Genomic DNA, 24,416 nt, shown 5'->3' on the forward strand with positions numbered 1-24,416 from the left:
GAAGAAGCGCCTGCCGCAGATCATCGACACGCTCGAAGCGCTCGGCCGCCTCCGCCGTCAGGGAGCGCTGCTGACCGGCGCTGGCTAGGCGACCGCCAGCTCAGAAGCTGTGAAAATATTGCCGCAGCCTTGCAAGGCCCTCATTCCCGCGCATGCGGGAATCGATCTGGCTGAGCCACGAAGAAAATGCCTCTCGATTGGTCACGCTCCCATCAGGAGTTGGTTCCCTACTAACGCTCAAGCAAGACCGCCTGCAGGGAAACGCGCTTGTGTGCCGACACGACAGTCTGCGAGCCAACCTCCTTGAAGCCGAAACCTTCATGGAAACGCCGGGATGGCGCATTCGGTGGGTCGACGTCGTACTCGCAGGTAACGAGGCTCGCTCCGCTACTCTTTGCAAATGCAAAGAGATCTTCATATAAGAGCTTGCCGATGCCGCGGCCTTGCATGGAAGCGGCTACCACGACCCGATCGACATACAAAACCTGGCGTATCGCGCCACGAACCAACGATAGTTCGGGCTGTCGTAAGCCCCTCCCTCGCGCAATGCCATGAGGAAAGCGGTGACTCGACCGTCCAGCTCGAGTACGCGGTGGTAGGCCGCTTCGTCGTGCAGTAACGCCAGGCGCTCTGCACTGAGTGGACTGAGGAAGCGCGCTGACTCTTCGTTCAGCGCGAGGATCTGCGAGAAATCCATCGGTTGCGTGTCGCGGATTTTCATAAAGCCTGATTCCAGTTCAGCAGCGAGCAACGCGAGTTCGCTGCACTGCCAAGTCGGTGCCTGGTGGCCGACCCTCAGGGGCTGTGAAAATATTGCGGCAGCCCTGCGAGACAGTCATTCCTGCGCATGCGGGAATCCAGGATCTACAACTTGTTTCCTTTAAAACCATATGATTGCTCTACCAGATTCCCGCCTTCGCGAGAATGACGAGACACGGAACCGCGTGTTGACAAGATCATCAAGGCAGCGTCAGTGAGCGGCGCCTGATGCGAACGTATCGTACCGTCGGCGATCGCTGCCGCTGCGCTGATCGCCGTTGACCGAATCCGGAGGGAGGCCGCGTTGCCGGGCATTCAATCGGCGGCACTCACCGTCCCGGCGGTCGGCCAAGTGGGCGTACCGGCATCGACACCCGAACCCGCTACAGTCGTCGAGGGGCAGCGGTGGCGCCGCCCGAGCCAGGAAGCGCTTGCCTTCAAGACGCCTGACCCCGGGGCAGGCGTCGTCGTGGGGTTTTATCACTACGCAGCGATAGGGCCGCGGCGTCGGGTTCCCGGATGCCTCACGCTGGCCGTCGACGCGCATCCGCGTCCACCAGAGCCAGCCGACCAAGCCAACCAGAACATAAATCACAAAGAGCCAGATTGACATCGCGTCGTCCTCCTTGAGATTGCTGTGGCGTGTTGCCGGACTTTGTCTGACCAGAGTCCTGCTGCGGAGTTCACTGGCACGAAAAGTCGTCGGTACTGTCGGTAGCCATACGCTGGCCAACGCCTGTGCCACGACCAGATACGGTGGTGCCGTCACCGCCTGCGGCCTCGCCCGCGGAATGGATTTTCCGGCGACGGTCGCCCCCCCTCATCCTGCGCGGAGTGACCCTCTAGGGCATCGACAGCGTGATGGCCCCGCTGCCGGTACGTAGCCAAGCCTGGGAACATCTGGCGCGCGATCTCGAGGTCGGCAAGCGGGACTCGATCACACGTGAAATCAGCCTTGGCATCGATCAGACACTCCGGCGAATCGTGAACACCGCTGCATCGTTGCCGTGGTCGAGCAGGAGTCGGCGAACGCGTTGCTGCCACAAGTCGCCGAATCGCCGCAGTTCGTCGGCATCAGCCAGTCCGGACACGCAGCGCTGCATGAGTGGGCCGATTGCCGGGTCGGCGGGCACCCGCGCCGGGTGCGCCGCGGCATCGACCTGGCCGTGGCCGTCGAGCCTCGTATAGCGTATTTCGAACGGGATGTCCGCACCAAATGACAGCAACGCGCGACGTTCGAAGCGTCCGCCCAGCCCCTTGAATCCGCCCTCGCCGGCGGCCCCGGTGAGCAAGGAGACGACATTGGCGATCACCCCCGTGACGCCATCCGCAGCGGCTGCGGCAAACTCGACGTGCAGCCCGCCACGCTCGGGTAGCTCCTCGCTGTACAGGGCCCGCAGGGCTTGTCGGGTCAGCCAGAAGGCCGAGGCGACCGTCGGGCACGAATGCCCGGCGAGTTTGACTGCGTCGAGGTAGCTGTACTCGACGATGCCGCCGTCGGCGGCGCCGAGAAAGTCGGCCAGCGGGTCGCGCAGGCAGATGCGCGGAATGTCATCGAAAAATTCAGGGGTTTTCATGGCACCATGGCTCGTGCAGCGTTGGGTCAGGATCCGGGTCGCAAGTCTGCCCGGAATGGTCGAGGAACGCTGCCGGCAGGACGGACTCGGCGGTGGCGAACAATTCGCGCTCCTCGAAGCGGATATGAGCGTTGAGCGCAGCGCCGAAGGGTTTCAGGCGGCTGCGGTCACCGGCGGCAATCTTGGCGGCCAGATCCCGTAGCTCGCGATGCTCGGCAAGCGTTCGGCGCACCTGCTCCACTTCGCCGGCTGCGGCAAGCCGTGGCAACAAGGATGCTTCCTCGATCCGGAAATGGGGCTCGAGTTCGCTGCGGAAGATGGCCGGCACCGAGTCCATCAAGTGGGCCACCGCGGCTGTGTCGTGAGCCTTGGCGATGCGCTGGGTCAGCACGAGTGCGCCATGATGTTCTCTCGATAGCTCGATCAACGCGGCGCGACGCTTCATCCCGGGAACCTCGGCTGGCAACGGAAAGTCCCGTTCATGCGGAATGGTACACCAGGCTCGCATGGCCGGGGCAGCCGATCAGTTGCCTGCTTCGTCCAGGCACGGAATAGTGGACCGCGAACGACCAGCCAAGCGCTGATCTGCTGACCCAGCGCCTGGAGGAATGAGAAGACAGCGCGGACGCTGCGCAGCCTGCTTGACGAGTGAGCCGGTCACAGGTCAGGCTAGTTGCCTGTGGCAAATAGTCGCTCCTTGCCGGTGGTCCGCAGCGCACTCGGCGCGCCGCCCTCGTAGCGCTGCCAGACGCGCCGGAAGTCCCGAGCCGAGGCAAAACCGGCCAGTTCGGCGACATGCTCGACCGAGAGCTGCCGGTCGACGAGAAGTTCGCGCGCCCGCGCGACGCGCAGCCGCTGCTGATAGCCGACCACGCTGATCCCTGCGTGCTCGGCAAACAAGCGCGTCAGATGGCGCGCGCTGACATGGGCGCACCCGGCAAGTTCTTCGAGCGACCATGAGCGAGCCGGGTCCTGCGCGATGGCGTCCTGCGCGCGGTGCACGGCCGGGTGCAGGTGGTTGCGGTGCGCGAGCCAGGGCGAGATCTGCGGATCGTTGCCGCCACGGCGCTGATAGACGACCTGCCGACGCGCGACGCGGCCGGCGAGCTCGGCACCTGCATGGCGCTCGATCAGATGGAGAGCGAGGTCGATGCCGGTGGTGATACCGGCGCTGGTGAGCACCGGTCCATCCTCGACGAAGACCCGGTTCTCCTCGACCTTCGCCGCCGGTGCGGCGGCCTGCAACGCCGCGATCAGGCTGTGATGCGTGGTGCACCGCCGGCCGTCAAGCAACCCGGCAGCGGCCAGCAGCAGTGCTCCTGCCCTGACGACACCATTTGCGGACATTTCACGACCTCCTTTGTTTGACGTGCGGTCATCGTAAGGATTTGTCGCAGAACAAACCATGCCTCAACAGGCCAACAAGAGGACAAAACCGGCCATCTCCGATCAAAGAAGTGCTGTGCCCGCCGGCGGAACTCAACGCCGGCGCGAACCGCCGCCGAGGATCGAGCCGAGCACGCCGCGAATGATCTCGCGGCCCACTTGCGAGCCAATGGCGCGTGCGGCACTCTTGGCCGCCGTCTCGACGACCGAATCGCCGCCACGCGCCCGGCCCGTGCCGGAGCCGACGCCGAACAGATCGCCCAGACCAGCCAGCCAGCCGCCTCCACCAGTGGCTGGCGCCTGCCCACCGGCGGGAGCCGGGGCGCCGCCGTCCTGCGGGGCAACAGCAGCCGATCCCTTGAGCTTCTCGTAGGCCGACTCGCGATCGACCATGGCCTCGTAGTGCCCATAGATCGCCGAGCTTTTGATCACCACCTGGCGCTCTTCGGCGGTCTGCGAACCAATACGCGAGGCCGGCGGCAGAATGAAGGCGCGCTCGACGACGCTTGGCCGCCCCTGTTCGTCGAGGAAGGAAACCAGCGCCTCGCCGACGCCGAGTTCGCTGATCGCCGTCTCGGCATCGAACTTCGGATTGGCGCGCAAGGTCTGCGCGGCGGCTCTGACTGCCTTCTGGTCGCGCGGTGTGAACGCCCGCAGGGCATGCTGAACGCGGTTGCCGAGCTGACCGAGAACGGTGTCGGGAATGTCGAGCGGATTCTGGGTGACGAAGTAGACGCCGACCCCCTTCGAGCGAATCAGCCGCACGACCTGCTCTATCTTTTCGAGCAGTGCCGCTGGCGCCTCATTGAACAACAGATGCGCTTCGTCGAAGAAAAAAACCAGCTTCGGTTTGTCGAGATCGCCGACTTCCGGTAACTGTTCGAACAGCTCGGACATCAGCCAGAGGAGGAAAGTCGAGTAGACGCGAGGCGAGCCCATCAACTTGTCGGCAGCGAGGATATTGACCACCCCCCGGCCGTCATCGGTCTGCATCAGGTCGGCGATATCGAGCATCGGCTCACCGAAAAAATCCTCTGCACCCTGCTCGCCGAGCGTCAGCAAGCCGCGCTGGATAGCGCCGATCGACGCGGCAGAGACGTTGCCATACTCAGTCGTAAAGGTCTTCGCGTTCTCGCCGACGTACTGAATCATCGCCCGCAAATCCTTCAGATCGAGCAACAACAAGCCGCTCTCATCGGCAATCCTGAATACCAGTTGCAGGACACCGGCTTGCGTGTCGTTGAGATTCAGGAGTCGTGCCAGCAGGACCGGCCCCATATCCGATATCGTCGTCCGCACCGGATGCCCTTGCGCGCCGAAGACGTCCCAGAAAGTCACCGGACATTTCGCCGGCGCAAAATCCGTGACGCGCAGCGCCTGCAGGCGCGACTCCAGCCGAGGCGTCAGGCTGCCCACCGCCGCCAGACCCGAAAGATCGCCTTTCACGTCGGCCATGAACACCGGCACGCCGATGGCCGAGAAGCGCTCGGCGAGCACTTGCAGCGTGATCGTCTTGCCGGTGCCGGTCGCTCCGGTGATCAGTCCGTGCCGGTTGGCCAGCGCCGGCAACAAGGCCAGTTCGCGAGGTTCGCCATCTTCGTATCTGGCGATGACAAGGGGTTTGACCATGATCGACTCCGGAAAGTGGTGAGGGTGAGGAAGGAGGTTGCGGGAAGTGCTAAAATGCGCTGCTCGATTATCGACCATTTGCGGACGGATGGGTGCCCCTTGACCACAGCCGCACGCCACCAGCAATCACGAGAGGTCAGCATGGCAGGACACTCCAAGTGGGCCAACATCCAGCACCGCAAGGGCCGCCAGGATGAGAAGCGCAGCGCATCCTTCTCCAAGATCGCCAAGGAAATCACCGTCTCGGCCAAGATGGGTGGCGGCGATGCGGCTTTCAATCCGCGTCTTCGCCTCGCCGTCGACAAGGCCAAGGGCGTCAACATGCCCAGGGACAAGATCGATAACGCGATCAAGAAGGGAACTGGCGAGCTCGAAGGCGTCGATTATGTCGAAATCCGCTATGAAGGCTACGGCATAGGGGGGGCCGCGGTGATCGTCGATTGTCTGACCGACAACAAGACGCGTACCGTCGCCGACGTGCGCCATGCCTTCAACAAGTACGGCGGCAACCTCGGTACCGATGGCTGTGTCGCCTTTCAGTTCAAGCACTGCGGGCAGTTGCTGTTTGCTCCGGGCACCGACGAAGCGGCACTGATGGACGCCGCGATCGAAGCCGGCGCTGACGATGTACTGACCAACGATGACGGCTCGGTCGAAGTCATCACCTCGCCGAACGACACCATGGCGGTCAAGGAGGCACTCGAAGCCGCCGGCTTCAAGGTCGAGTTTGGCGGCGTCACAATGAAGGCCGAGAACGAAACCCAGCTCACCGGCGACGAAGCGGTGCGCATGCAGAAGCTGATCGACGCTCTCGAAGGCCTTGATGACGTACAGGAGGTGTACACCAGCGTCGTCATCGACGAGTGATGCCGCAGTGGGCAAGCGAAGATGAACGGCCAGGCATCAGGCGTGCGGCACGAAATGAGCGTGGGCGCAGGCTGAAGGTATCCTGATGCAACTCGGCAGGCATGAAAACAACCTCGATCTGATCCGCTTCGTCGCCGCGACGCTGGTCCTGTTCAGCCATGCGTACCCCTTGTCCGGGCTGAACCCGGAACCCATCGTCGCGCTGACCGGATACGAAAGCGGAGGTGCCTTAGGCGTGGCCACGTTCTTCGTGATCTCCGGCTACCTGGTCGCTGCGTCCTATCTGCGCGCCAATGATCCGTGGAAGTACGCGAGGAACCGTCTTCTGCGCATTTGTCCGGGTCTCTTTGCTGTGGTGGCAATGGCGGTATTCTTCCTCGGGCCAGTGGTCAGCACCTTGCCCCCCGCAGCTTACTTCTCGAATGCCACCACGTGGCGTTACCTGGCCAACGCAGTGATGGCGATCAATCATGACCTGCCCGGCGTTTTCCGAGGGAATCCCTTTCCGGGAGCGGTCAATGGCTCGCTCTGGACATTGCCCTACGAGATGGCGATGTATGTCTGGCTTGGCCTGCTTGGCGTCTTTGGTCTCCTGCGGTGCCGCACGCTGGTGGCAGCAGGGGTGCTGCTCGGTCTGGCCCTGGCCGTGGCCATCCACTACGAATGGCTTCTGCTGCCGCGGATACTTGGCCTCGCAGATGCGAACCAGTTCTTCAAGCTGGGCTATTTCTTCTTTTCCGGGACCGCCCTCTATCTCGCAAGTGAGCGCATCCGATACGACTGGCGTATCGCAGGGCTGCTGGCGGGATTGCTCGCGCTGACTTGCGGCAGGCAGATCGGCTGGGTCGTGTATTTGCTGGTCTGGCCCTACCTGGTGCTCTTCCTGGCCCAGATCCCGTCACGGCATTCAAGGAATTTCGGGAAACACGGCGACTTTTCGTATGGCATGTATATCTACGCCTTCCCCGTTCAACAACTGCTCATCTGGGCTTACCCATGGAGCAATGTCTATCTTTACGCGTTGGCCGCTTTCGCGGTCACTTTGCCACTCGCAGTCGTGTCGTGGTACATGATCGAGGAGCCGGCGCTGCGCCTGAAGCGAAAGCCGCGTCTTGCCGATCTGGCCACAGTGGTTTAGGACGGCAATCGACGGGGGCCCTGCTCAATAGCCCCAATAGCCACCTGGCGCCGGCGCGTAGACCGGTTGCGGCGTCACGACATAGGCCGGCCGGGACGGGACCACGTAGACCGTCCGGGGAGGAGGCTCATAGACTACCTGCGGCTGCGCCACATAAACCGGCGGCGGCGAGTAGTAGTTGGAGGCGGCCACACCGACGGCAATGCCGGTAAGCGCCAGAGCCGCTGCCGGACCAACCCAACCGTAGCCACGGTAAGAACCGCCGCCGTAATAGCCGCCGTGATTATGATGCCGCTGCTGCGCCGCCGGTGCGTAATAGCCGCCACGGTAGCCGCCGCCTTCATACCCGCCGCGATCGGCGAGAGCTGGCTGAGAAAAGCCCAGCCCAAGGCTGAGCACGAGGCAGAGAGAGGTGATTGTCGTTTTCATGAACCAAGTAACGCCGCACGACGCTTTGCGATGACAAGCCAAGCGAACCCGGCCCAAGCCGCAGGATCGTAGCCAAAGCTCTTCCTGACCACAGCACGCTATCGCCATCGTGGCGGCCGCAATCGAGAACTTTTTCTCCAACGATCAGCCTCAGGAAGTGGTCGGACCGTTTGTAATGGCCAGCATCCACGATCATGCGCGCCGGGCCTGTCCTCGGCAGCCGATCAGCCACAGCCCCGACCGGCCCAGACAACCTAGCGTTCAGGAGGCGCAATATGCGCGATGAGAAGGTGCCAGAGCCACGCCAACAGGCCTTGGTTTGTTCAAGCGAAACGACCGATCGCCGTTCCTGGCCGGGCCGGCGTGGGGAAGGTGATCGGCGCCGCGGGGCTGATCGCCGCCAGCCCCGGGATGATGACTTGTGGTTCGCAGAGCTTGAAATGCGCGTGACCACAGCCACTCGTCAAAGCGCTGGCGCCATCGAGGGCGACGGTTCGGGCTGGGATAAATTGATCGTTCCTTGCAAGTGAAGCCAACATTCGGGATCACGCGCAGTCGGCCATACGTGAACCGTGATCCCACCTGGCGCCCCTGCTGCGTCGCTTGAACTCAGCTTAACTCGTGGCGGCGGAGTTCGACCTGGGCGATGTAGCGCTGAATCCGCCTCTCGTCGACACGAGCGAGGTCGACGAACTGTAATCCGATCCGCCACTGCGTCATGCCGGCACGTCGTTCGAGCACCGTGACGTGACGCACGACCGCCTGGACGAACACATCGTGCGCCTCCGCCGGCAGCGCAAAGCGGCAGTTGGGCAAGGAGATGGCCGGCTCAAGGCCGTTGTCGCCACCGGCGCTGAGTCCGATGGAGGCGACCGACAGGTCATATGCCGGTAGGGTCATCAACTGGCCGTCCGGCAACCGTGCGCGAAACTGCAGGGGCTGAGCAAGCGGGGTCTCGATACGAAAGAATTCGCGCCGCTGCAAGCGAACGATGAACTTTGGCAAGGGCACGGCGAAGGCTCGCGCACCCTGGAAGGTGATTTCGCGGGCCTGCCCGGTGGTGAACTGGACATGAATGCCGCCCGGACGGGCAAGAAACACGTTGCGCTGGCTCTCGGGAAAACGACGGTTGATCTCGGGACTGCCACTGCAGTCGATGATCAGGCAGCCGTTTGCTGGCTGAACGGCGAGCAGAATGGTCAGGAAGTGTTCGCTGCCACCGGCAAACTGCACCGAGAACGACTCCTTGTGTTCGGCATAGCCGGCCAGCGTGAACGGGATTGCCGTCCTCCCGGTCACATAAAAGCGTTCCTCGATCTCGGCCTCGGAAAGCTGGGCTATCTGGCTCACTGGCCCTCCAAAGGAAATTCAACGGTGCTCATGAAAAAAATGAAGTCACGAAAGTATCCGGGTATCTGCCGGGCAGCGTCAATCGCCAATTGGTACCCAACACGGGCAGCAAGCGGTCAAGGTCGCGACCGCCAGCGTGCCCGTGTCTCAAGGCAAATGCCACTACGCATCTGACAGCCACTCCCACGGTACGAAGTCTGCGCTGGCAGCCAAGCTTTATACCCCGTTGACGTGTGCCAGCGCACATATTTTGCACGAATTCCCGCTTATGCTGACCGCTGCAATTCATTGCGTCGACTTGTCCGGACTGTTCCCCTCGTGGGCAAACAAGCATCGCTGAATTTGCGCTCTAACGGAGGTTGGCCATGCCGACAGAAATTTGTGACCGCGCCATCGTTGCCCCCGCGGCCAGTGGTGCCGATGCTGCCGAGAACATCAGTGAAGTGCGCAGCCAGGAATCCTTGCTCAAGACCGGAGCCCTGCAGAACGCAATTTTCAACAGTGCCAATTTCTCGAGTATCGCCACCGACGCCAACGGCGTCATCCAGATCTTCAACGTCGGTGCCGAGCGCATGCTGGGCTACGCCGCCGCCGAGGTAATGAACAAGATCACACCGGCCGACATTTCCGATCCGCATGAACTGGTCGCGCGCGCGAGTGCGCTCAGCATCGAACTCGAAACGCCGATTGCGCCGGGCTTCGAGGCCCTGGTCTTCAAGGCCTCGCGCGGCATCGAGGACATCTACGAACTGACCTACATTCGCAAGGACGGCAGCCGTTTCCCGGCGGTCGTTTCGGTCACCGCACTGCGCGATGCTCAAGGCAGCATCATCGGCTACCTGCTGATCGGCACTGACAACACCGCTCGCAAGCAAGCAGAAGAAGCGCTACTCAAGGCCGGGGCCCTGCAAAACGCGATTTTCAACAGCGCCAATTTCTCGAGTATCGCCACCGACGCGACGGGCGTCATTCAGATCTTCAACGTCGGCGCCGAGCGCATGCTGGGCTACGCCGCCACAGACGTGATCAACAAGATCACGCCGGCCGACATCTCGGATCCGCAGGAGCTGATCGCGCGTGCGCACGCCCTCAGTGCCGAACTCGAAACGCCGATTGCGCCGGGCTTCGAGGCCCTGGTCTTCAAGGCCTCGCGCGGCATCGAGGACATCTACGAACTGACCTACATCCGCAAGGATGGCAGCCGTTTCCCGGCGGTCGTTTCGGTCACCGCGCTGCGCGATGCTCCAGGTGGCATCATCGGCTACCTGCTCATCGGCACCGACAACACCGCTCGCCGGCAGAGCGAGGCCGAACAGAAGGAACTCGGCCAGCGCCTGCGCGACCACCAGTTCTACACGCGCTCGCTGTTTGAATCCAACATCGATGCGCTGATGACCACCGATCCGTCCGGAATCATCACTGACGTCAACAAGCAGATGGAGGCGCTCACCAGTTGCTCGCGTGACGAGCTGATCGGCGCGCCATTCAAGAATCACTTCACCGATCCGGAGCGCGCCGAAGCAAGTATCAAGCTGGTGCTGAGCAAGAAGAAGGTCACCAACTACGAACTCACCGCTCGCGCCAGGGACGGCAGGGAGACGCCGGTGTCCTACAACGCAACGACCTTCCACGATCGGGACAGGCGGCTGCAGGGCGTATTTGTCGCGGCGCGCGACATTACCGAGCGCAAGAAAGCAGAGTCGCAGATTCTCAATCTGGCCTTGTATGACTCATTGACGGGGCTGCCCAATCGCCGCCTGTTGAATGATCGCCTGGTACAAACCATGGCCGCCAGCAAGCGCAGTGGGCACTACGGCGCGCTGATGTTCATGGACCTCGATAACTTCAAACCGCTCAACGATACACAAGGGCATCACGTCGGCGATCTGCTGCTGATCGAGGTGGCGCAGCGCATCAGCCGTGGGGTACGGGCAGTGGACGTCGTCGCACGTTTCGGCGGCGACGAGTTCGTGGTGATTTTGAACGAACTCGACGAGGACAAGATCAAGGCCACCGCCCACGCCGCCCAGGTTGCTGAAAAGCTCCGCGCCCTGCTGGACAAGCCCTATGTGCTGAAATTCAAGCAAGAGGGCAAGACCGAAACAACGGTCGCGCATCACTGCAGTACAAGCATCGGCGTGATCGTCTTTCGCAACCACGAAGAAACACAAGACGACCTCCTGAAGTGGGCTGATACGGCGATGTATCAAGCCAAGGAGGCCGGGCGCAACCTGATTCGGTTTTATCAGGCAAAGACCTGAGACGCGGGTCAGCGCGGCATCGACCGGCCGGGGTGTTCATGACTACAGTTCGCTCTCGCCAAGCGCAAGCGCCGGCCGCTTGGGGAAGACCCGGTCTGTTCGAGCGAGCAGATGGGCCAGATTCATGGCCGGACGATGGCGCCGAGCGTCGCGCCGTTCGACCGCCAGTCGGCAGCGCGCTGCGCCCGGTGGGCCGCTGCGTTCAGTCCTGCCCGGCGAGCAGGAAGTCCTGGACGATGCGCACCTGCGGCTCTTCAAGGAACATCGGCGCGTGTCCCACTGCCGGGACTTCGACGAGCTTCGCCTTGGCTCCCCGACTGGTCATCTCGACGGCCGTATCGTGCGACAGGATGTCCGACTGGACCCCGCGGACGACCAGCGTCGGGCAGCGGATGGCGTCGTACATCGGCCAGAGACTGATTTCCTTCGCTTCGAGGAAGGCTTTCTGGTAAGGCAGGGCAATTGCTCGGTCGTAATTCATCTCGAAGCCGCCGTCCGCTTTCGCACGCGTGCCGACGACGGTCATGAAGCGCCACTGCGCGTCGGTGAGGGCGCCAAACGGGGCGCAAACGGTGCGCACATAGACTTCGGCCTCGGCCAGATCGGCAAAATCGGGAGCCTTGCCAAGGTACTCGCCGATCCGCTGCAGGGCGTCGATGCCAATCGTCGGCCCGACGTCGTTGAGCACCAGACGGCTGATTGGCGAACCCGGCAGGCTCGAAAGGAACATGCCGATCAGGCCACCCATCGACGTCCCCAGCCAGTGCACCGAGTCGACGCCCAGGCGGGCGATCAGCGTCATGATGTCGTTGGCGTAGGTCGGCAGCGCGTAGTCGTCGGCGAAGAACAGACGGTCGCTGCGCCCGCGGCCCACGATATCCGGGCAGATGACCCGGTAGTCGCTGGCCAGCGCGTTGGCCAGCACGTCGAAATCGCGCCCGTTTCGCGTCAGGCCGTGGACGCAGATCAGCACGCGTGGATTGGCGGCGTCGCCCCACTCGACGTAAGCCATGCGGTGCAAACCATGCGGGCCGAGACAACGCACCGAACTGGCGCGCGTCTCATGCAGGCGCCCGCCGGCAGATTGCCCGGAACGCGAGGTAACCAGCAGTTCTTCAAAATCCTTGAGAATCGTCATGATTGAGCCCCGATATCGTTCAGTGGATGGGCAAGAGTATCCCCGCATCGGACCAGCGAAGTCAATCGCCGCGGGCCAGCACCTTGCCACGCTTGCGTCCGGTGATCATCGCGAGAACCAGGTTCTCGCGATGCAGAAGGCTCTCCCAGAGAACGCCAAGCAGATGTCCGCCGACCAGCAGCAGTGTGCAGTCAGTGGCCACTTCGTGCGCCTCCCTGATGGCGTCTATCGTCGCGTCACTGGTCTCCAGCAGCCATCCAGCCAGCGGGCCCAGCCCCTTGTCGGCACCGTACAGTGCCAGGCCGGTGCCGATAGTCGCGGCCAGGCCGAACAGCAACAGGAGGATCATCGCGCCGCCAGCGGGGTTATGCCCCAAATAGCGGCGCGCGCGCAGCGCCAACACCTCGCGGGCATAAGCCAGCGTCGCCACGGGGCTATGGACAAAGTCGCTGAAACGCGCATGGCGTGGACCGACAAAGCCCCACAGCAGGCGGAACAGCAGTAGTCCGGCAATTGTGTAGCCGGCCCAGATGTGGGCCACCTGCAACCACTCGCCATCCAGGCGGCCCTGAAGGACGGCGAACAGTTCGCCCTCCGAGAAATAGGCCGCGCCGAAGCTGATGACCAGGCTCCAGTGGAACAGGCGGACCAGCGGGTCCCAGACAGTGATTTCAGTCGTATCGGTCGTGCTCATGGTATGGACAGGGCTGTGTCGCCTCCTCGCCGAGCGGCGTGAGGCGGGTGGATCGATCAGGTCAGGGTGCCTGATTACTTGCCTTCTTCAGAGACCAGAGCGCCGGTCTTGATTTCGTAATGCACTTCCCACTTCTTGCCGTCGGTGCCGCTGATTTTCACTTCCCAGGTCTTCTTGCCTTTCTTGGTGTCTTCATAGGCCTTGGTGACTTGCCCAGGGTGCGCCTTGGTCGCCATGTCGACGGCCTGTTCCTTGGTGATCTCGTGCGCCGGAGCCGCTGCCGGGGCTGCGGCCGATGCCGCCGATGCCGCCGATGCCGCCGGAATGGCGGCCTTGCTGTCGGCGGCGAAAGGGGTACTGGCAAAAGTGGTGGCCAGCGCCAGCAGGGCGACGGCGGATAATGCGGTACGCTTGTTCATTCGATCTCTCTTTCAATATTTCAGTCCGGGGTGTCGGACAGGGGGCCATTGGCTTCCGGCGGTGGCCGATGGCCCTAACCGTAAGCACAGGCGCCACTCTACGGCCGCAATCTTAAGGCAGGCTTATGACCGAACCTGTCCGGCGATTCGCATCAGCCCGGTTGCGCATCGGCGAGGCGTGCGCGCAGTTCGTCGAGTTCCTCGAGCAGATCGGCCATCAACGCGGCCAGTTCGGGAACGGCGTCGAAGTCACGCTCCAGTTGCCGCATTCGCCGCGCGCGCCGCAGGCTGGTGCTCGAAAAGCACCATACGCCGGCGACACTATCGGCGTGCGGAAACAAGCCCTCTTCTATGTGGCGCAGCAGCCACGCCGGGTCGACGGTACAGGCGGCAGCCACCTGCTCCAGCGTCAGCCAGGTGTCTTCCATCAGGCTGCCGATCAGGATCTCATCGTCATGCATGGTTTATCCCCTCTCCTGCTGGCGCGGGTCGAAGGCCAGCTCGCGCGCCATGGTTTCGTAGAGTGCGCGCGCCTTGACCGTATCGGCCGGCGGCAGCACCACCTGGATGTCGAGTAGCAGATCCCCCGGCGGGTCACCGGGAATACCCTTGCCGCGCACGCGTAATTGGCGACCGCTTTGCGCCCCTTCCGGAATGCGCACCTTGACGCTGCCTTGCGGCAGCTCTACCGCCACGACCGCACCCAGCGCCGCCTCCCAGGGAGTCACGGGGAGGGCGAGAGACAGGTCGCGCCCGTGCGCATGGAAACGCGGATGCGGCCTGAAACGCACCTCGAGCAGCAGGTCGCCAGCCGGCGCCCCGCCAACTCCCGGCGCTCCCTGACCCGCCAGGCGAATGATCTGCCCGGCGTACACGCCTTGCGGGATCTTGACGTTCAGCGTGCGGGTGGTCAGCGTGACATGGCCCTGAGCATCCGCGGTCGGCGCGCGCAGCGAGATCTGCCGCGTGGCACCGGTAAAGGCATCGTCGATGTCGAGCAGCACCTTGGCATGGTGATCGTCGCCGCGCGCCTGGAAGTGCGGCCGCTGGCCGGCGCCAAAGCCGCGCGCGCCACCCATGCGCCCGAACAGTTCGGCGAAGAAATCCGAAAAATCGGCGGCTTCTCCCGGTGGCACACCCTGACCCGAAAACTCGAAGCCTGCGTCCCAGTCGGGCGGCGGGCGGAAATCCTGACCGGGCTGATAACCGCGCCCCAACTGATCATAGGCGGCGCGTTTCTCGGTGTCCGAGAGGACGGCATTCGCCTCGTTGAGTTCCTTCATGCGCGCTTCGGCGTCGACTTCCTTCGAAACGTCCGGGTGATACTTGCGCGCCAGTTTGCGGAACGATTTCTTGATCTCATCCGCCGTGGCGTCACGAGGGACCCCCAGAATCTGGTAGTAGTCCTTGAATTCCATGCGCGATCCTCAATTTACAGGGCTAAGCAAAAGGGCCTACTACAATGATACCGATGAAGGCTCCGATCCAGCTATTGAAGTCTGCACGACAGGCCTCAATGATGTAGCAAGGCGCCACTCCCGGCGCCCCTCACCCATTGTATGGAGGATCGAACATGATGTACCGCTCCCTGTTTCCCCGCGACGTGTTGGCGGAGCTGGATCGGCTGCAGCGTGAGATGCAGCAGGGTTTCCATCTCTCGCCGAGCATTCGCGGTATCGCCCGCGGCGGCTTCCCGGCCATGAATGTCGGCGGCACGCCGCAGTCTGTTGACATCTATGCCTTCGCACCGGGAATCGACCCGACCACACTCGACGTGCAAATCGAGAAAGGCGTGCTCACGGTGGCCGGCGAGCGCAAACTGGACGAGCCCGGCAAGGAAGCCACCGTCCATATCGACGAGCGTTTCGCCGGCCGCTTCCGGCGGGTGGTGACCCTGCCCGACGACGTCGACGCCAGTGCCGTCGAAGCCAAGTACCGGGATGGCGTGCTGCGCATCAGCATTGCCCGCAAGCAGGCCGCGCAACCACGCCGCATCACCATCGGCTAAGGAGATCGAAAATGTCCGACAACAGCACTGTCAAGAAGCAAACCTCCCCGGACGAAGCCGCCCTGCTGCCGCCGGTGGACGTCATCGAGGATTCCTCGGGAATCACCCTCTATGCCGACCTGCCCGGGGTCCCGAAGGAGAAGCTCCGTCTGCACGTGGAGGCCGACACACTGACCATCGAAGGCGAGATCGACCTAGAGATGCCAGGCGGCATCGAGGCCAGCCACGCCGAAGTCAGTCTGCCGCGCTACCGGCGGGTATTCACGCTGTCCAAGGAACTCGACGCCAGCAAGGTCGGCGCCGAGTTCAAGAACGGCGTTCTCAAGCTGTCGATCCCCAAAGCCGAACATGCGCAGCCGCGCAAGATCGAGGTCAAGGTGTTGTGATCCGCACGGGCGGGGGGACGGCTCCCCGCCCCATTGCGCTGAGATCGAAGCGGCACGCAGCAGCAATTGGTGGCCAACGCACGGGTAGCAAACCCAGAGCCGAAGACACGGAGCTGGCTGGGTGCTAAACTCCCCGCCTGTCTCCTGCGGCCACTAGACGACCGCCGTAACTTCTTTGCTGCCATTGGAGGTCGCCATGAAACTGCACCCCTGGACTATCAAGACCCGCCTGATCATCCTGTCGGCGGTGGCCATGCTCGGGCTCACGGTGCTCGGCTTGGACTCGCTCAATGACCTGCGCAACACCATGCTGCAGGACCGGAAGGATAAGATACAGGTCCTCGTCGAGGTCGCCGGCGGCGTCATCTCCCACTTCCATGAGCTTGCCAGGAACGGCGCCCTGAGCGATGACGACGCAAGGAAGTACGCGGCCGAGACGCTTCGCCAAATGCGCTACAGCGGCGGTGAGTATTTCTTCGTCCTCGACACGCAACACCACTTTGTGATGCACCCGACGAAACCCGAGCTGGAAGGCAAGAACAGTGCAGAGATGCGCGATCCGAACGGCAAGCCGCTGGTCCAGGAGTTGGTGCGCACCGCGCTGGCCAGCGAGCGCGGTGGGACCGTTGACTACGTGTTCGCCAAACCGGGCAGCGACAAGCCGGTCGCCAAGATCAGCTATGCCGCCCAGTTCAAACCCTGGGGCTGGGTGTACGGCACCGGGATCTATCTCGATGACGTCGACCGTGCCTTCCGCAGTCAGGCAATCAACGCGCTGATCATTATCGCGCTGGTCCTCACGCTCCTTGCCGGGGTGGCGGTCTTGATCGGGCGCAGCGTACTACGCCAGCTTGGTGGCGAGCCAGCCGAAGCCTCGGCGGTCGCCCTGCGCATCGCCGCCGGAGACCTCAGTCAGGAAATGCACGCAGACCAGCTTGCCGGCGGCAGCCTGATGCAATCGATGGCCCGGATGCAGAGCCATCTTCGCCAACTGATCTCCGAAATCGACCGCATGGCGGGAACGCTGGCCAGCAGAGCGAGCCAGATATCGGTGGCCACAGACGAAATCGGCCGCGCCGCAGAGGAACAGGCCAACTCGACATCGGCAACCGCCGCTTCAATCGAGGAGTTGACGGTGAGCATCAACGAGGTGGCACAAAATGCACAGGCCACCGGGAAAAATTCGAACGCGACGGCAGACTGCGCCGAGCAGGGCCGGGCGCTGGTCAACGCCTCGACTAATGAAATCGAGAAAATACTGGCCATCGTCGCTCGATCGTCCACGCAGATCGGCCAGCTTGCCGGGCGCTCAAGGGACATCGGCGGCATCGCCGGGGTGATCCGGGAGATTGCTGAACAGACCAACCTGCTGGCCTTGAATGCGGCCATCGAAGCGGCGCGCGCCGGCGAGCAGGGGCGTGGTTTTGCCGTTGTCGCCGACGAAGTCCGTAAGCTCGCCGAACGGACCAGCAAGGCGACCAGCGAAATCAGCGCGATGGTCGTCAGTGTCCAGGCCGATACCGAACTGGCAGTCGAGGCGATGGCCGAGGCCGGCCCGCAGGCCGCACTAAGTCTAGACAAGGCGCGCGCAGCCGGGGCCATGCTCGAAACGATTCATCGCCAGGCACTGGAGTCGAGCGAACGAGTGCATGAAGTGGCGACGGCGACGCACGAACAAGCGGTGGTGGCCAACGACGTCGCACGCCATGTCCAGAACATCGCGTCGATGACCGAGGAGGCGAGCGCGACGATGCGCGGCAACGCCACCTCGGTCGTCGAGCTCAACGAACTCGCCAAAGAGTTGCGCGCAACGGTGGCCAATTTCCGCGTCGTCTGACGCCTCAGGCAGCGCATGAACCTGACGCATGCCGGCCGACGCCCCATCGGGCCTCTGCTGCTCGTCCTGCCCCTTCTCGTGCTGCTCACCGGCTGCGGCAAGATTCCGGCTCTGCCCGAAGCGCCACGGCCGGTACTGACACAGGTTCTTGGCGAAACCGCCGGCGACGAGATGCTCACCTATTCGGGAGAGGTTCGCTCGCGCTTCGAGACTCCACTCGCCTTCCGCATTCCGGGCAAGATCACTGCACGGATGGTCGATTCCGGCGCACGGGTCAAGGCCGGTGACGTGCTGGCCAGGCTTGATGCGAGCGATACAGCGCTGTCGCTGGCGTCGGCCTCGGCCCAACTGGAACTGGCCGACGCCGATCTGCGGCGCTTCAGAAATCTGCGCGAAAAGAACTTCGTCAGCCAGGCTGCGCTCGAGGCCAAGGAAACCGGCTTCAAAGCGGCGCAGGCGCAGGCCGATCTGGCGCGCAACCAGAGCGCATATACCATTCTGCTGGCCGATCAGGCCGGTTTCGTCAGTTCGATGGCCGCCGAAGTCGGGCAGGTCGTCGCCGCCGGACAGACCGTGATGCGCCTGGCACGCGCCGACACGCTCGAAGTCGCGATCGCCATCCCCGAAGTGCGCATGCCCGATGTGCGCGCCCTCGGCGAGGCAGAAGTGACCCTGTGGGCCGATCAGCAAGCCAGTTACCGCGGCACACTGCGCGAGTTGTCGCCGGTGGCCGACCCGGTCACCCGCACCTACGCGGCGCGCGTGTCGATTCGCCATCCGGATGCCCGGGTCCTTCTCGGGATGACCGCCAAAGTTCGTTTTATGCGGCCGGCAGGGAGTTCTCGCCTGAGCGTCCCCCTGACGGCCATTTTCCAAGAGGACGGCCGACCGGCGCTGTGGATGGTCGGTGCTGATCAAACCGTCAGCTTGCGCGCGGTGGCCGTCGCCGCCTACCGCGAAGGTACAGCGGTGCTGGCCAGCGGCGCACAGGCCGGCGAGCGAATCGTCGTTGCCGGCGTCCACAAGCTCACCAGCGGTGACCGGGTCAAGGTCATCGAGCAGGTGGGCGAGCCGCCGCCGGAACCGGGTCGGGCAGGCACAGCCAGCCGATGACGCCTCCCAATCTGTCCGAATGGGCGCTGCACCACCGTTCGCTGGTTGCTTATCTGATCGTCGTCCTGATGCTCGGCGGCGTGCTCTCGTACTTCAGGCTCGGTCGGGCCGAGGATCCGGATTACACTTTCAAGGCCATGGTGGTGCGCACGCTGTGGCCAGGCGCCACAGCGCACGAGGTCGAACAGCAGGTCAGCGAACGAATCGAGAAGCGCTTGCAGGAGGTGCCCTGGGTCGACGTGCTGCGCTCGCAGACGCGCTCCGGTGAGTCCCTGATCACCGTTCTCCTCAAGGACTACACTCCGAAGAAGGAGGTGCCGGAAGCATGGTACCAGGTGCGCAAGAAAATCGGCGACATGCGCCACACGCTGCCGCCAGGCGTGCAGGGCCCCTTTCTCAATGACGAGTTCGGCGAAACCTTCATCACCATCTATGCCCTCACCGGTGACGGCTTCGATCTGGCTGCACTGCGCCGTGAGGCCGACCGCATGGCGCGCGAACTGCGCCAGGTGCCGGACGTCAAGAAGATCGAACTGATTGGCGTCCAGGAAGAAAAAATCTATATCGAGGTCTCACACGCCAAGCTGGCGACGCTGGGCCTCAATCCACTGCTGATCTTCGATGCGCTACAGAAACAGAACGCGATGACGCCGGCCGGATTCTACGAGACGCCGTCAGACCGCGTTCGGATTCGCGTCTCCGGCGACTTCAACTCGGTCGACAGCATTCGCGAGATCGGCATCCAGGCCGATGGGCGTCTGTTTCGGCTCGGCGACATTGCCACCGTCACGCGCGGTTTTGCCGAGCCGCCCTCGCCGCGCATGCGCGTCCAGGGCCAGGACGCGATCGGCATCGCCATCGCCATGAACAAGGGCGGCGACGTGATCAGGCTCGGCGACCGCTTGCGGGCGGAGAGCGAACGTCTGCAGAAGCAGTTGCCACTGGGCATCGATGTTCATCTGGTCGCCGATCAACCGCAGATCGTTCGCCAGTCGATGAATCTCTTCGTGTCGTCGCTGGCCGAAGCCGTCCTAATCGTCCTGGCGGTTTCCTTCCTCAGCCTCGGCATGCGCACCGGCGCGGTCGTTGCGCTGTCGATCCCCCTGGTACTGGCGATCACCTTCCTGCTGATGGGCGTGTTCGGCATCGACCTGCAACGGATTTCGCTCGGCGCGCTGGTCATTGCCCTCGGCCTGCTGGTCGACGACGCGATCATCGCCGTCGAGATGATGGTCGTCAAAATGGAACACGGCTGGGATCGCTTCCGGGCAGCGACTTTCGCCTATACCTCGACGGCTTTTCCGATGCTCACCGGCACGCTGATCACCGTCGTCGGCTTTCTGCCGGTCGGTCTCGCCAAGTCCGGCGCCGGCGAATACACCTTCTCGATCTTCGCCGTGGTGAGCATCGCCCTACTGGTGTCGTGGGTCGTGGCCGTGCTGTTCACCCCCTACCTCGGCTACCTGCTCCTCGACGCCGACACACTGCGTCGCAAGGTGCAGGAGCATGGCGACGACCGCTACGACACGCCCTTCTATCGCCGTGTTCGGGAGATGATCGAGTGGTGTCTGCGCCATCGCTGGCTGGTGATTGCGGCGACGGCAATCGCTTTTGCCGCCTCGCTGGTGGCGCTGGGGGTCGGCGTGCAGAAACAGTTCTTCCCGGCAGCCAGTCGTCCGGAGTTGCTGGTCGACCTGTGGTTGCCAAACGGCGCCTCGCTGAAAGCCACCGAAGCACAGGCGAGAAGGGTCGAACGACTGCTCGACGAGCCGGAAATGAAGAAATCGGTCAAGTATTACGCCAGCTACCTCGGCAATGGCAGCCCGCGTTTCTACCTGCCGCTCGATCAGCAACTGTTCAACGACAATTTTGCCCAGTTTGTCGTCACCACGCACAACGTCGACACGCGTGAGGATCTCAAGAGCCGCCTCGAACAGCGCTTTGCCGATGAAGGCGGCGCCTGGAGCGGCTTGCGTGCGCGCGTCCTGCGCCTCGAAAACGGCCCGCCGGTCGGTTTTCCGGTGGTCTTCAGGGTCTCGGGCGAGAACTTCACCGAACTGCGGCGCGCGGCGGCCGAGGTGGCTGCCGTCATGCGCGCCAACCCGCACATCAAGGAAGTGAGCTTCGACTGGAACGAGATGGGCAAGTCCATCCAGATCGACATCGATCAGGACCGTGCGCGCGCGCTGGGCATCAGTTCGCAGGAACTCTCTGCCTTCCTCAATTCGATGCTCACCGGCGTCACCGTCACGCAGATGCGCGAAGGCGACCAGTTGATCGACGTCGTGGCGGGCGCCGCCGGCGACGATCGTGCCAGGATCTCGGCGCTGGCCGACATGAACATCCACACCAGCAGCGGGCGCTATGTTCCGCTGGCGCAACTGGCGCAGATGCGTTACGAACTGGAAGATGGCGTCATCGCGCGGCGCAACCGCCTGCCGACGGTGAGTGTACGCGCCGATCTGCGCGACCACATTCAGGCGCCTGTCGTCACGGCCCAGATCGACCCCCAGCTCGACGCACTGCGGGCCAGACTGCCGGCCGGTTTCCGCATCGAAGCCGGCGGCGCCACCGAAGAATCGGCCAAGGGCGAGGATTCGATCAAGGCGGTGATGCCGTTGATGCTGGTCGGTGTCATCACCCTGCTGATGATCCAGTTGCAGAACATCGGCCGTACGCTGCTCGTCCTGCTGACCGCACCGCTCGGCCTGATCGGCGTCGCCCTCGCGCTGCTGATCTTCGATGTGCCTTTCGGCTTCGTCGCCAACCTCGGCGTCATTGCCTTGTCCGGGATGATCATGCGCAACTCGGTGATCCTCGTCGACCAGATCGAGCAGGACGAGACAGCCGGCCAGCCGGCCTGGGAGGCGGTCGTCGGCTCGACCGTGCGGCGCTTCCGGCCAATCATGCTCACCGCCGCGGCGGCGATCCTGGCGATGATTCCGCTCACCCGCAGCGTCTTCTGGGGGCCGATGGCGGTGGCCATCATGGGCGGACTGATCGTCGCGACGCTACTGACGATCTTCTTCCTGCCGGCGCTCTATGCCGTCTGCTATCGGGTGCAGCCAGTACAGGCGAGCACGCCCGGGCGCCAGCCGTAGGTCGGCTTGGCCCGCAGGAGGTAATCGCCGCGGCTGGGTGGACAGCTCGAGCTGTTCTGACTCCCAAGCGACGAATTTGACACGGCCCGCGGCTCCCCAGGCGTGAACGACTCTGGGAGTTATGCGCTCCAGGGTCCGCGTCCCGCAGCCAGAGGGCATTGCGCCAATAACTGTATGCGTATAGCGTCTGTCCCGCTTGTAACACCCGGCGAATGGTCGAAGCCGCCGCCCATCTGGCCGACCACGTTCTTCCGCGATTGCCGGTTCGCCAGTGGGTGCTGTCGGTTCCGAAGCGGCTGCGCTTTTTCCCTCGAACATGATCCGACGATCGAGACGCTGGCACTGCGGGTTTTCGTGAGCGTGGTGGAACAAGCCTTGTGCCGCGCATGCCCGGCTGCAGGTTCCGATTCCCGGATCGGCGCGCGCTTGCCTTCATCTACCCGCTTTGGCGCGCTGCTCAATCCGCATGAGCACTTCCACTGCCTCGTCATCGAGGGTGTCTTCGAGGCGACCGCCTCGGGGGCAGCGACATTTCACGGTAGGGGCGCAGCATGCTGCGCCCCTACTCAACGAAGTGCAGGCCAAGGTCCACCGCCGTCTGCTGCGCGCGCTGACCCGGCGCGGTGTACTTGAGCCGGAAGATGCCGAGACGATGGCGAGTTGGGAGCACGGTGGCGGCTTCTCACTCGACGCCAGCGTTCGCATCGAGGGCGCCGACCGCCAAGGCCTGGAACGGCTGTTGCGCCACTGTGCTCGCCCGGCCTTCGCGCTGGGCGTGAGATCGACGCCGAACACCTGGTCTATGAGAGCGTCAAGCCGGGTCCCGGTGGCAGCGTCAGCTCGATGCTCACCCCGCTCGAACTGATCGAGCGTCTGGCGGCGCTGATTCCGCCGCCGCTGCGGCATCGCCATCGTTACTACGGGGTGCTGGCACCCAGCGCGCCGCTACGCGCACAGGTCACCGCGCTTGGCGGCGTGCCAGACGGTACGCCGGCGGCAGTCGCGACCGAGTCAATCGCCGCGACCGCTGCGCCAAGCGGCACGCCAAGCCGGCCGTCCGAGTACACCTGGGCGCTGCTGCTCGCGCGGATCCATGATGTCTTGCCGCTCGTCTGCCCACGCTCCGGCGGCGAGATGCGAATCATCGCCTTCATCATTGCGGGTGCCGTGCGCAACCTCCTGACCCATATCGGTGAGCCGACATCGCCGCCACGCCTGATGCCCGCCCGTGCCCCGCCACTCTGGGAGATGCAGGGCGCCACCCTGGGCGAGGACGACCCACAGGCTCAATCGGCGCCTGCGTACGAATTCGACCAGCGTATCGCCTGATAGGTGCGGGATGGAAGTAGCCATGCGCAAACGTCTAGACTGAAGCAGGACGAGCTGCCATTGCCCGTCGTGGGGCGACTCGTGCCAAGCGCCAACCGCCGGTCCGGCCCGGGGGATGGCCCAAGGCACTCAGCGGGGCGTGATTCGGCTGACTTTTGAAGGGCCACCGCGGCGAAATTCAAGATTGACGCCGCTTGGCGGGGTCTCTACACTCGCCGAGCGGCCGTTGGATTTCCTATCCCTCGTCGCCAATCTCGCGCAAACTACTTCGAAGGAGAGGCCAAGCATGGGCTCTATGAGCGAACTGATGGACCGAGCACGACACCGCATCAGCGTCGGCGACTATCACAAGATGGCCGACGCTGGTGTGCTCAGCCACCAAGACAGGGTGGAACTCATCGAGGGAGAGATCGTCGACATGGCCCCCATCGGTAGCCAACACGCCTACGTCGTCAACCAATTGGCGCGCCTGTTCACGCTCGCCGCCGGCGAAGACTGTTTGGTCAGCACGCAAAATCCGATCCGTCTGGATGATCGCTCCGAACCGCAGCCCGACCTTGCCCTGCTCAAGCCCGGAGACTATATGGCGCACCTCCCCGGCCTAGCGGATATCTTGTTGGTCGTCGAAGTCGCCAGTTCATCGATCGACTACGATCGCGGCGTGAAACTTGATCTGTATGCGCGTCACGGCATCCCGGAAGTCTGGCTGCTTGACCTGACGGGCAATGAATTGCTTGTTTGCCGCGATCCGGTGGGTGGAAGGTATCTATCGATCACAAGGCCGCGGGCGGGAGAGTGTATCAGGCCGTTGTTGTTGCCAGGGATTGCATGGAGGCTGGCGGAAGGGAAAACGTGGTCTGTCCCCTTTTAATCTTGCCTTTTAATCTGTTTCAAAGGTTAACAAAATTTGTCGACGTTCTTCAAAGCAACTTTACAATTTTATAAAGCTAGTAGCTTATTAAGCCGCAATAATGCAAGACCGCTGTATATCATTG

The 24,416-nt window shown here is 63.3% G+C and carries 21 protein-coding genes and 3 pseudogenes; 11 read left to right on the forward strand and 13 right to left on the reverse strand.

The genetic code is table 11. From position 1 onward, the window contains the following. Positions 1-230: 230 nt before the first annotated feature. Both ACCAA_RS22260 and ACCAA_RS22265 read right to left on the reverse strand, forming a co-directional pair. A complete protein-coding gene (locus ACCAA_RS22260; RefSeq protein WP_245754675.1) occupies positions 231-449 on the reverse strand; it encodes a GNAT family N-acetyltransferase in 219 nt (72 codons plus the stop codon). Positions 450-457: 8 nt separating this feature from the next. Beyond that, on the reverse strand, positions 458-721 hold the full coding sequence (locus ACCAA_RS22265; RefSeq protein WP_245754673.1) for a hypothetical protein: 264 nt from the start codon (positions 719-721) through the stop codon (positions 458-460). Between the two features lie 736 nt (positions 722-1,457). Here ACCAA_RS22265 and ACCAA_RS22270 point away from each other — a divergent pair. After that, positions 1,458-1,716 (forward strand): annotated as a pseudogene (locus ACCAA_RS22270) (oxidoreductase); the annotation flags it as partial. Between the two features lie 8 nt (positions 1,717-1,724). Here ACCAA_RS22270 and ACCAA_RS18570 read toward each other — a convergent pair. The 4 genes and pseudogenes from ACCAA_RS18570 to ACCAA_RS18585 form a co-directional block, all read right to left on the reverse strand. Further along, positions 1,725-2,336: a hypothetical protein gene (locus ACCAA_RS18570; RefSeq protein WP_186408743.1), complete on the reverse strand. Its 612-nt coding sequence runs from the start codon at positions 2,334-2,336 to the stop codon at positions 1,725-1,727. After that, positions 2,323-2,781 carry a hemerythrin domain-containing protein gene (locus ACCAA_RS18575; protein ID WP_186408744.1) on the reverse strand — a complete coding sequence of 153 codons (459 nt, stop codon included), beginning with the start codon at positions 2,779-2,781 and terminating at the stop codon, positions 2,323-2,325. Before ACCAA_RS18575 ends, ACCAA_RS18570 begins: the two co-directional genes overlap by 14 nt. A 224-nt stretch (positions 2,782-3,005) precedes the next feature. After that, positions 3,006-3,665 (reverse strand): annotated as a pseudogene (locus tag ACCAA_RS18580) (GlxA family transcriptional regulator); the annotation flags it as partial. Between the two features lie 150 nt (positions 3,666-3,815). Then, positions 3,816-5,351 (reverse strand): helicase HerA-like domain-containing protein, encoded by a 1,536-nt coding sequence (locus tag ACCAA_RS18585; protein WP_186408745.1) that lies wholly within the window; start codon positions 5,349-5,351, stop codon positions 3,816-3,818. A 141-nt stretch (positions 5,352-5,492) separates the two neighbouring features. On the opposite strand from ACCAA_RS18585, the gene ACCAA_RS18590 reads away from it, so the two are divergent. Beyond that, entirely contained in the window at positions 5,493-6,218 is a 726-nt protein-coding gene (locus ACCAA_RS18590; protein ID WP_186408746.1) for a YebC/PmpR family DNA-binding transcriptional regulator, read from the forward strand. An 85-nt stretch (positions 6,219-6,303) separates the two neighbouring features. Then, positions 6,304-7,356: an acyltransferase family protein gene (locus tag ACCAA_RS18595; RefSeq protein WP_186408747.1), complete on the forward strand. Its 1,053-nt coding sequence runs from the start codon at positions 6,304-6,306 to the stop codon at positions 7,354-7,356. Between the two features lie 24 nt (positions 7,357-7,380). On the opposite strand, the gene ACCAA_RS18600 is transcribed toward ACCAA_RS18595, so the two are convergent. Together ACCAA_RS18600 and ACCAA_RS18605 are read right to left on the reverse strand one after the other, a co-directional pair. Continuing rightward, complete coding sequence (locus ACCAA_RS18600) at positions 7,381-7,785, reverse strand: hypothetical protein (protein ID WP_186408748.1); 405 nt, start codon at positions 7,783-7,785, stop codon at positions 7,381-7,383. 609 nt (positions 7,786-8,394) lie between these two features. Continuing rightward, the gene (locus ACCAA_RS18605; RefSeq protein ID WP_186408749.1) at positions 8,395-9,135 is read right to left on the reverse strand and encodes a flagellar brake protein; all 741 of its coding nucleotides are present in this window, start codon (positions 9,133-9,135) and stop codon (positions 8,395-8,397) included. A gap of 365 nt (positions 9,136-9,500) precedes the next feature. Between ACCAA_RS18605 and ACCAA_RS22550 the strand changes: the two are divergent. Then, a pseudogene (locus tag ACCAA_RS22550) lies at positions 9,501-11,363 on the forward strand (sensor domain-containing protein); the annotation flags it as partial. 235 nt (positions 11,364-11,598) lie between these two features. On the opposite strand, the gene ACCAA_RS18615 reads toward ACCAA_RS22550, so the two are convergent. The 5 genes from ACCAA_RS18615 to ACCAA_RS18635 form a co-directional block, all read right to left on the reverse strand. Next, entirely contained in the window at positions 11,599-12,534 is a 936-nt protein-coding gene (locus ACCAA_RS18615; RefSeq protein ID WP_186408751.1) for an alpha/beta fold hydrolase, read from the reverse strand. Between the two features lie 61 nt (positions 12,535-12,595). Beyond that, complete coding sequence (locus ACCAA_RS18620) at positions 12,596-13,228, reverse strand: cytochrome b/b6 domain-containing protein (RefSeq protein WP_186408752.1); 633 nt, start codon at positions 13,226-13,228, stop codon at positions 12,596-12,598. 74 nt (positions 13,229-13,302) lie between these two features. Further along, a complete protein-coding gene (locus ACCAA_RS18625; protein ID WP_186408753.1) occupies positions 13,303-13,647 on the reverse strand; it encodes a PepSY domain-containing protein in 345 nt (114 codons plus the stop codon). 152 nt (positions 13,648-13,799) lie between these two features. Further along, positions 13,800-14,108 (reverse strand): chaperone modulator CbpM, encoded by a 309-nt coding sequence (locus ACCAA_RS18630; protein ID WP_186408754.1) that lies wholly within the window; start codon positions 14,106-14,108, stop codon positions 13,800-13,802. A 3-nt stretch (positions 14,109-14,111) separates the two neighbouring features. Next, the gene (locus ACCAA_RS18635) at positions 14,112-15,065 is read right to left on the reverse strand and encodes a DnaJ C-terminal domain-containing protein (protein WP_186408755.1); all 954 of its coding nucleotides are present in this window, start codon (positions 15,063-15,065) and stop codon (positions 14,112-14,114) included. 155 nt (positions 15,066-15,220) lie between these two features. On the opposite strand from ACCAA_RS18635, the gene ACCAA_RS18640 reads away from it, so the two are divergent. The 7 genes from ACCAA_RS18640 (at position 15,221) to ACCAA_RS18675 (ending at position 24,292) form a co-directional block, all read left to right on the forward strand. Next, on the forward strand, positions 15,221-15,655 hold the full coding sequence (locus ACCAA_RS18640) for an Hsp20/alpha crystallin family protein (protein ID WP_186408756.1): 435 nt from the start codon (positions 15,221-15,223) through the stop codon (positions 15,653-15,655). Between the two features lie 11 nt (positions 15,656-15,666). Next, a complete protein-coding gene (locus tag ACCAA_RS18645) occupies positions 15,667-16,041 on the forward strand; it encodes an Hsp20/alpha crystallin family protein (protein WP_186408757.1) in 375 nt (124 codons plus the stop codon). Between the two features lie 196 nt (positions 16,042-16,237). Beyond that, a complete protein-coding gene (locus ACCAA_RS18650; RefSeq protein WP_186408758.1) occupies positions 16,238-17,878 on the forward strand; it encodes a methyl-accepting chemotaxis protein in 1,641 nt (546 codons plus the stop codon). 15 nt (positions 17,879-17,893) lie between these two features. Further along, positions 17,894-18,991: an efflux RND transporter periplasmic adaptor subunit gene (locus ACCAA_RS18655; protein ID WP_186408759.1), complete on the forward strand. Its 1,098-nt coding sequence runs from the start codon at positions 17,894-17,896 to the stop codon at positions 18,989-18,991. Further along, positions 18,988-22,092, forward strand: coding sequence for an efflux RND transporter permease subunit (locus ACCAA_RS18660; RefSeq protein WP_186408760.1), 3,105 nt, complete (start codon positions 18,988-18,990; stop codon positions 22,090-22,092). Before ACCAA_RS18655 ends, ACCAA_RS18660 begins: the two co-directional genes overlap by 4 nt. A 660-nt stretch (positions 22,093-22,752) precedes the next feature. After that, complete coding sequence (locus ACCAA_RS22290; RefSeq protein WP_281193214.1) at positions 22,753-23,421, forward strand: transposase; 669 nt, start codon at positions 22,753-22,755, stop codon at positions 23,419-23,421. Between the two features lie 295 nt (positions 23,422-23,716). Further along, a complete protein-coding gene (locus ACCAA_RS18675) occupies positions 23,717-24,292 on the forward strand; it encodes a Uma2 family endonuclease (RefSeq protein ID WP_245754674.1) in 576 nt (191 codons plus the stop codon). Positions 24,293-24,416 lie beyond the last annotated feature (124 nt).

It is taken from the genome of Candidatus Accumulibacter aalborgensis (assembly GCF_900089955.1).
Taxonomy (GTDB): Bacteria; Pseudomonadota; Gammaproteobacteria; order Burkholderiales; family Rhodocyclaceae; genus Accumulibacter; species Accumulibacter aalborgensis.

What these genes read in the sequence shown, in the direction of transcription:
- ACCAA_RS22260 (WP_245754675.1), bottom strand. Translation starts at nt 449, where the DNA reads ATGCAAGGCCGCGGCATCGGCAAGCTCTTATATGAAGATCTCTTTGCA.
- ACCAA_RS22265 (WP_245754673.1), bottom strand. Translation starts at nt 721, where the DNA reads ATGAAAATCCGCGACACGCAACCGATGGATTTCTCGCAGATCCTCGCG.
- ACCAA_RS18570 (WP_186408743.1), bottom strand. Translation starts at nt 2,336, where the DNA reads ATGAAAACCCCTGAATTTTTCGATGACATTCCGCGCATCTGCCTGCGC.
- ACCAA_RS18575 (WP_186408744.1), bottom strand. Translation starts at nt 2,781, where the DNA reads ATGAAGCGTCGCGCCGCGTTGATCGAGCTATCGAGAGAACATCATGGC.
- ACCAA_RS18585 (WP_186408745.1), bottom strand. Translation starts at nt 5,351, where the DNA reads ATGGTCAAACCCCTTGTCATCGCCAGATACGAAGATGGCGAACCTCGC.
- ACCAA_RS18590 (WP_186408746.1), top strand. Translation starts at nt 5,493, where the DNA reads ATGGCAGGACACTCCAAGTGGGCCAACATCCAGCACCGCAAGGGCCGC.
- ACCAA_RS18595 (WP_186408747.1), top strand. Translation starts at nt 6,304, where the DNA reads ATGCAACTCGGCAGGCATGAAAACAACCTCGATCTGATCCGCTTCGTC.
- ACCAA_RS18600 (WP_186408748.1), bottom strand. Translation starts at nt 7,785, where the DNA reads ATGAAAACGACAATCACCTCTCTCTGCCTCGTGCTCAGCCTTGGGCTG.
- ACCAA_RS18615 (WP_186408751.1), bottom strand. Translation starts at nt 12,534, where the DNA reads ATGACGATTCTCAAGGATTTTGAAGAACTGCTGGTTACCTCGCGTTCC.
- ACCAA_RS18620 (WP_186408752.1), bottom strand. Translation starts at nt 13,228, where the DNA reads ATGAGCACGACCGATACGACTGAAATCACTGTCTGGGACCCGCTGGTC.
- ACCAA_RS18625 (WP_186408753.1), bottom strand. Translation starts at nt 13,647, where the DNA reads ATGAACAAGCGTACCGCATTATCCGCCGTCGCCCTGCTGGCGCTGGCC.
- ACCAA_RS18630 (WP_186408754.1), bottom strand. Translation starts at nt 14,108, where the DNA reads ATGCATGACGATGAGATCCTGATCGGCAGCCTGATGGAAGACACCTGG.
- ACCAA_RS18635 (WP_186408755.1), bottom strand. Translation starts at nt 15,065, where the DNA reads ATGGAATTCAAGGACTACTACCAGATTCTGGGGGTCCCTCGTGACGCC.
- ACCAA_RS18640 (WP_186408756.1), top strand. Translation starts at nt 15,221, where the DNA reads ATGATGTACCGCTCCCTGTTTCCCCGCGACGTGTTGGCGGAGCTGGAT.
- ACCAA_RS18645 (WP_186408757.1), top strand. Translation starts at nt 15,667, where the DNA reads ATGTCCGACAACAGCACTGTCAAGAAGCAAACCTCCCCGGACGAAGCC.
- ACCAA_RS18650 (WP_186408758.1), top strand. Translation starts at nt 16,238, where the DNA reads ATGAAACTGCACCCCTGGACTATCAAGACCCGCCTGATCATCCTGTCG.
- ACCAA_RS18655 (WP_186408759.1), top strand. Translation starts at nt 17,894, where the DNA reads ATGAACCTGACGCATGCCGGCCGACGCCCCATCGGGCCTCTGCTGCTC.
- ACCAA_RS18660 (WP_186408760.1), top strand. Translation starts at nt 18,988, where the DNA reads ATGACGCCTCCCAATCTGTCCGAATGGGCGCTGCACCACCGTTCGCTG.
- ACCAA_RS18675 (WP_245754674.1), top strand. Translation starts at nt 23,717, where the DNA reads ATGAGCGAACTGATGGACCGAGCACGACACCGCATCAGCGTCGGCGAC.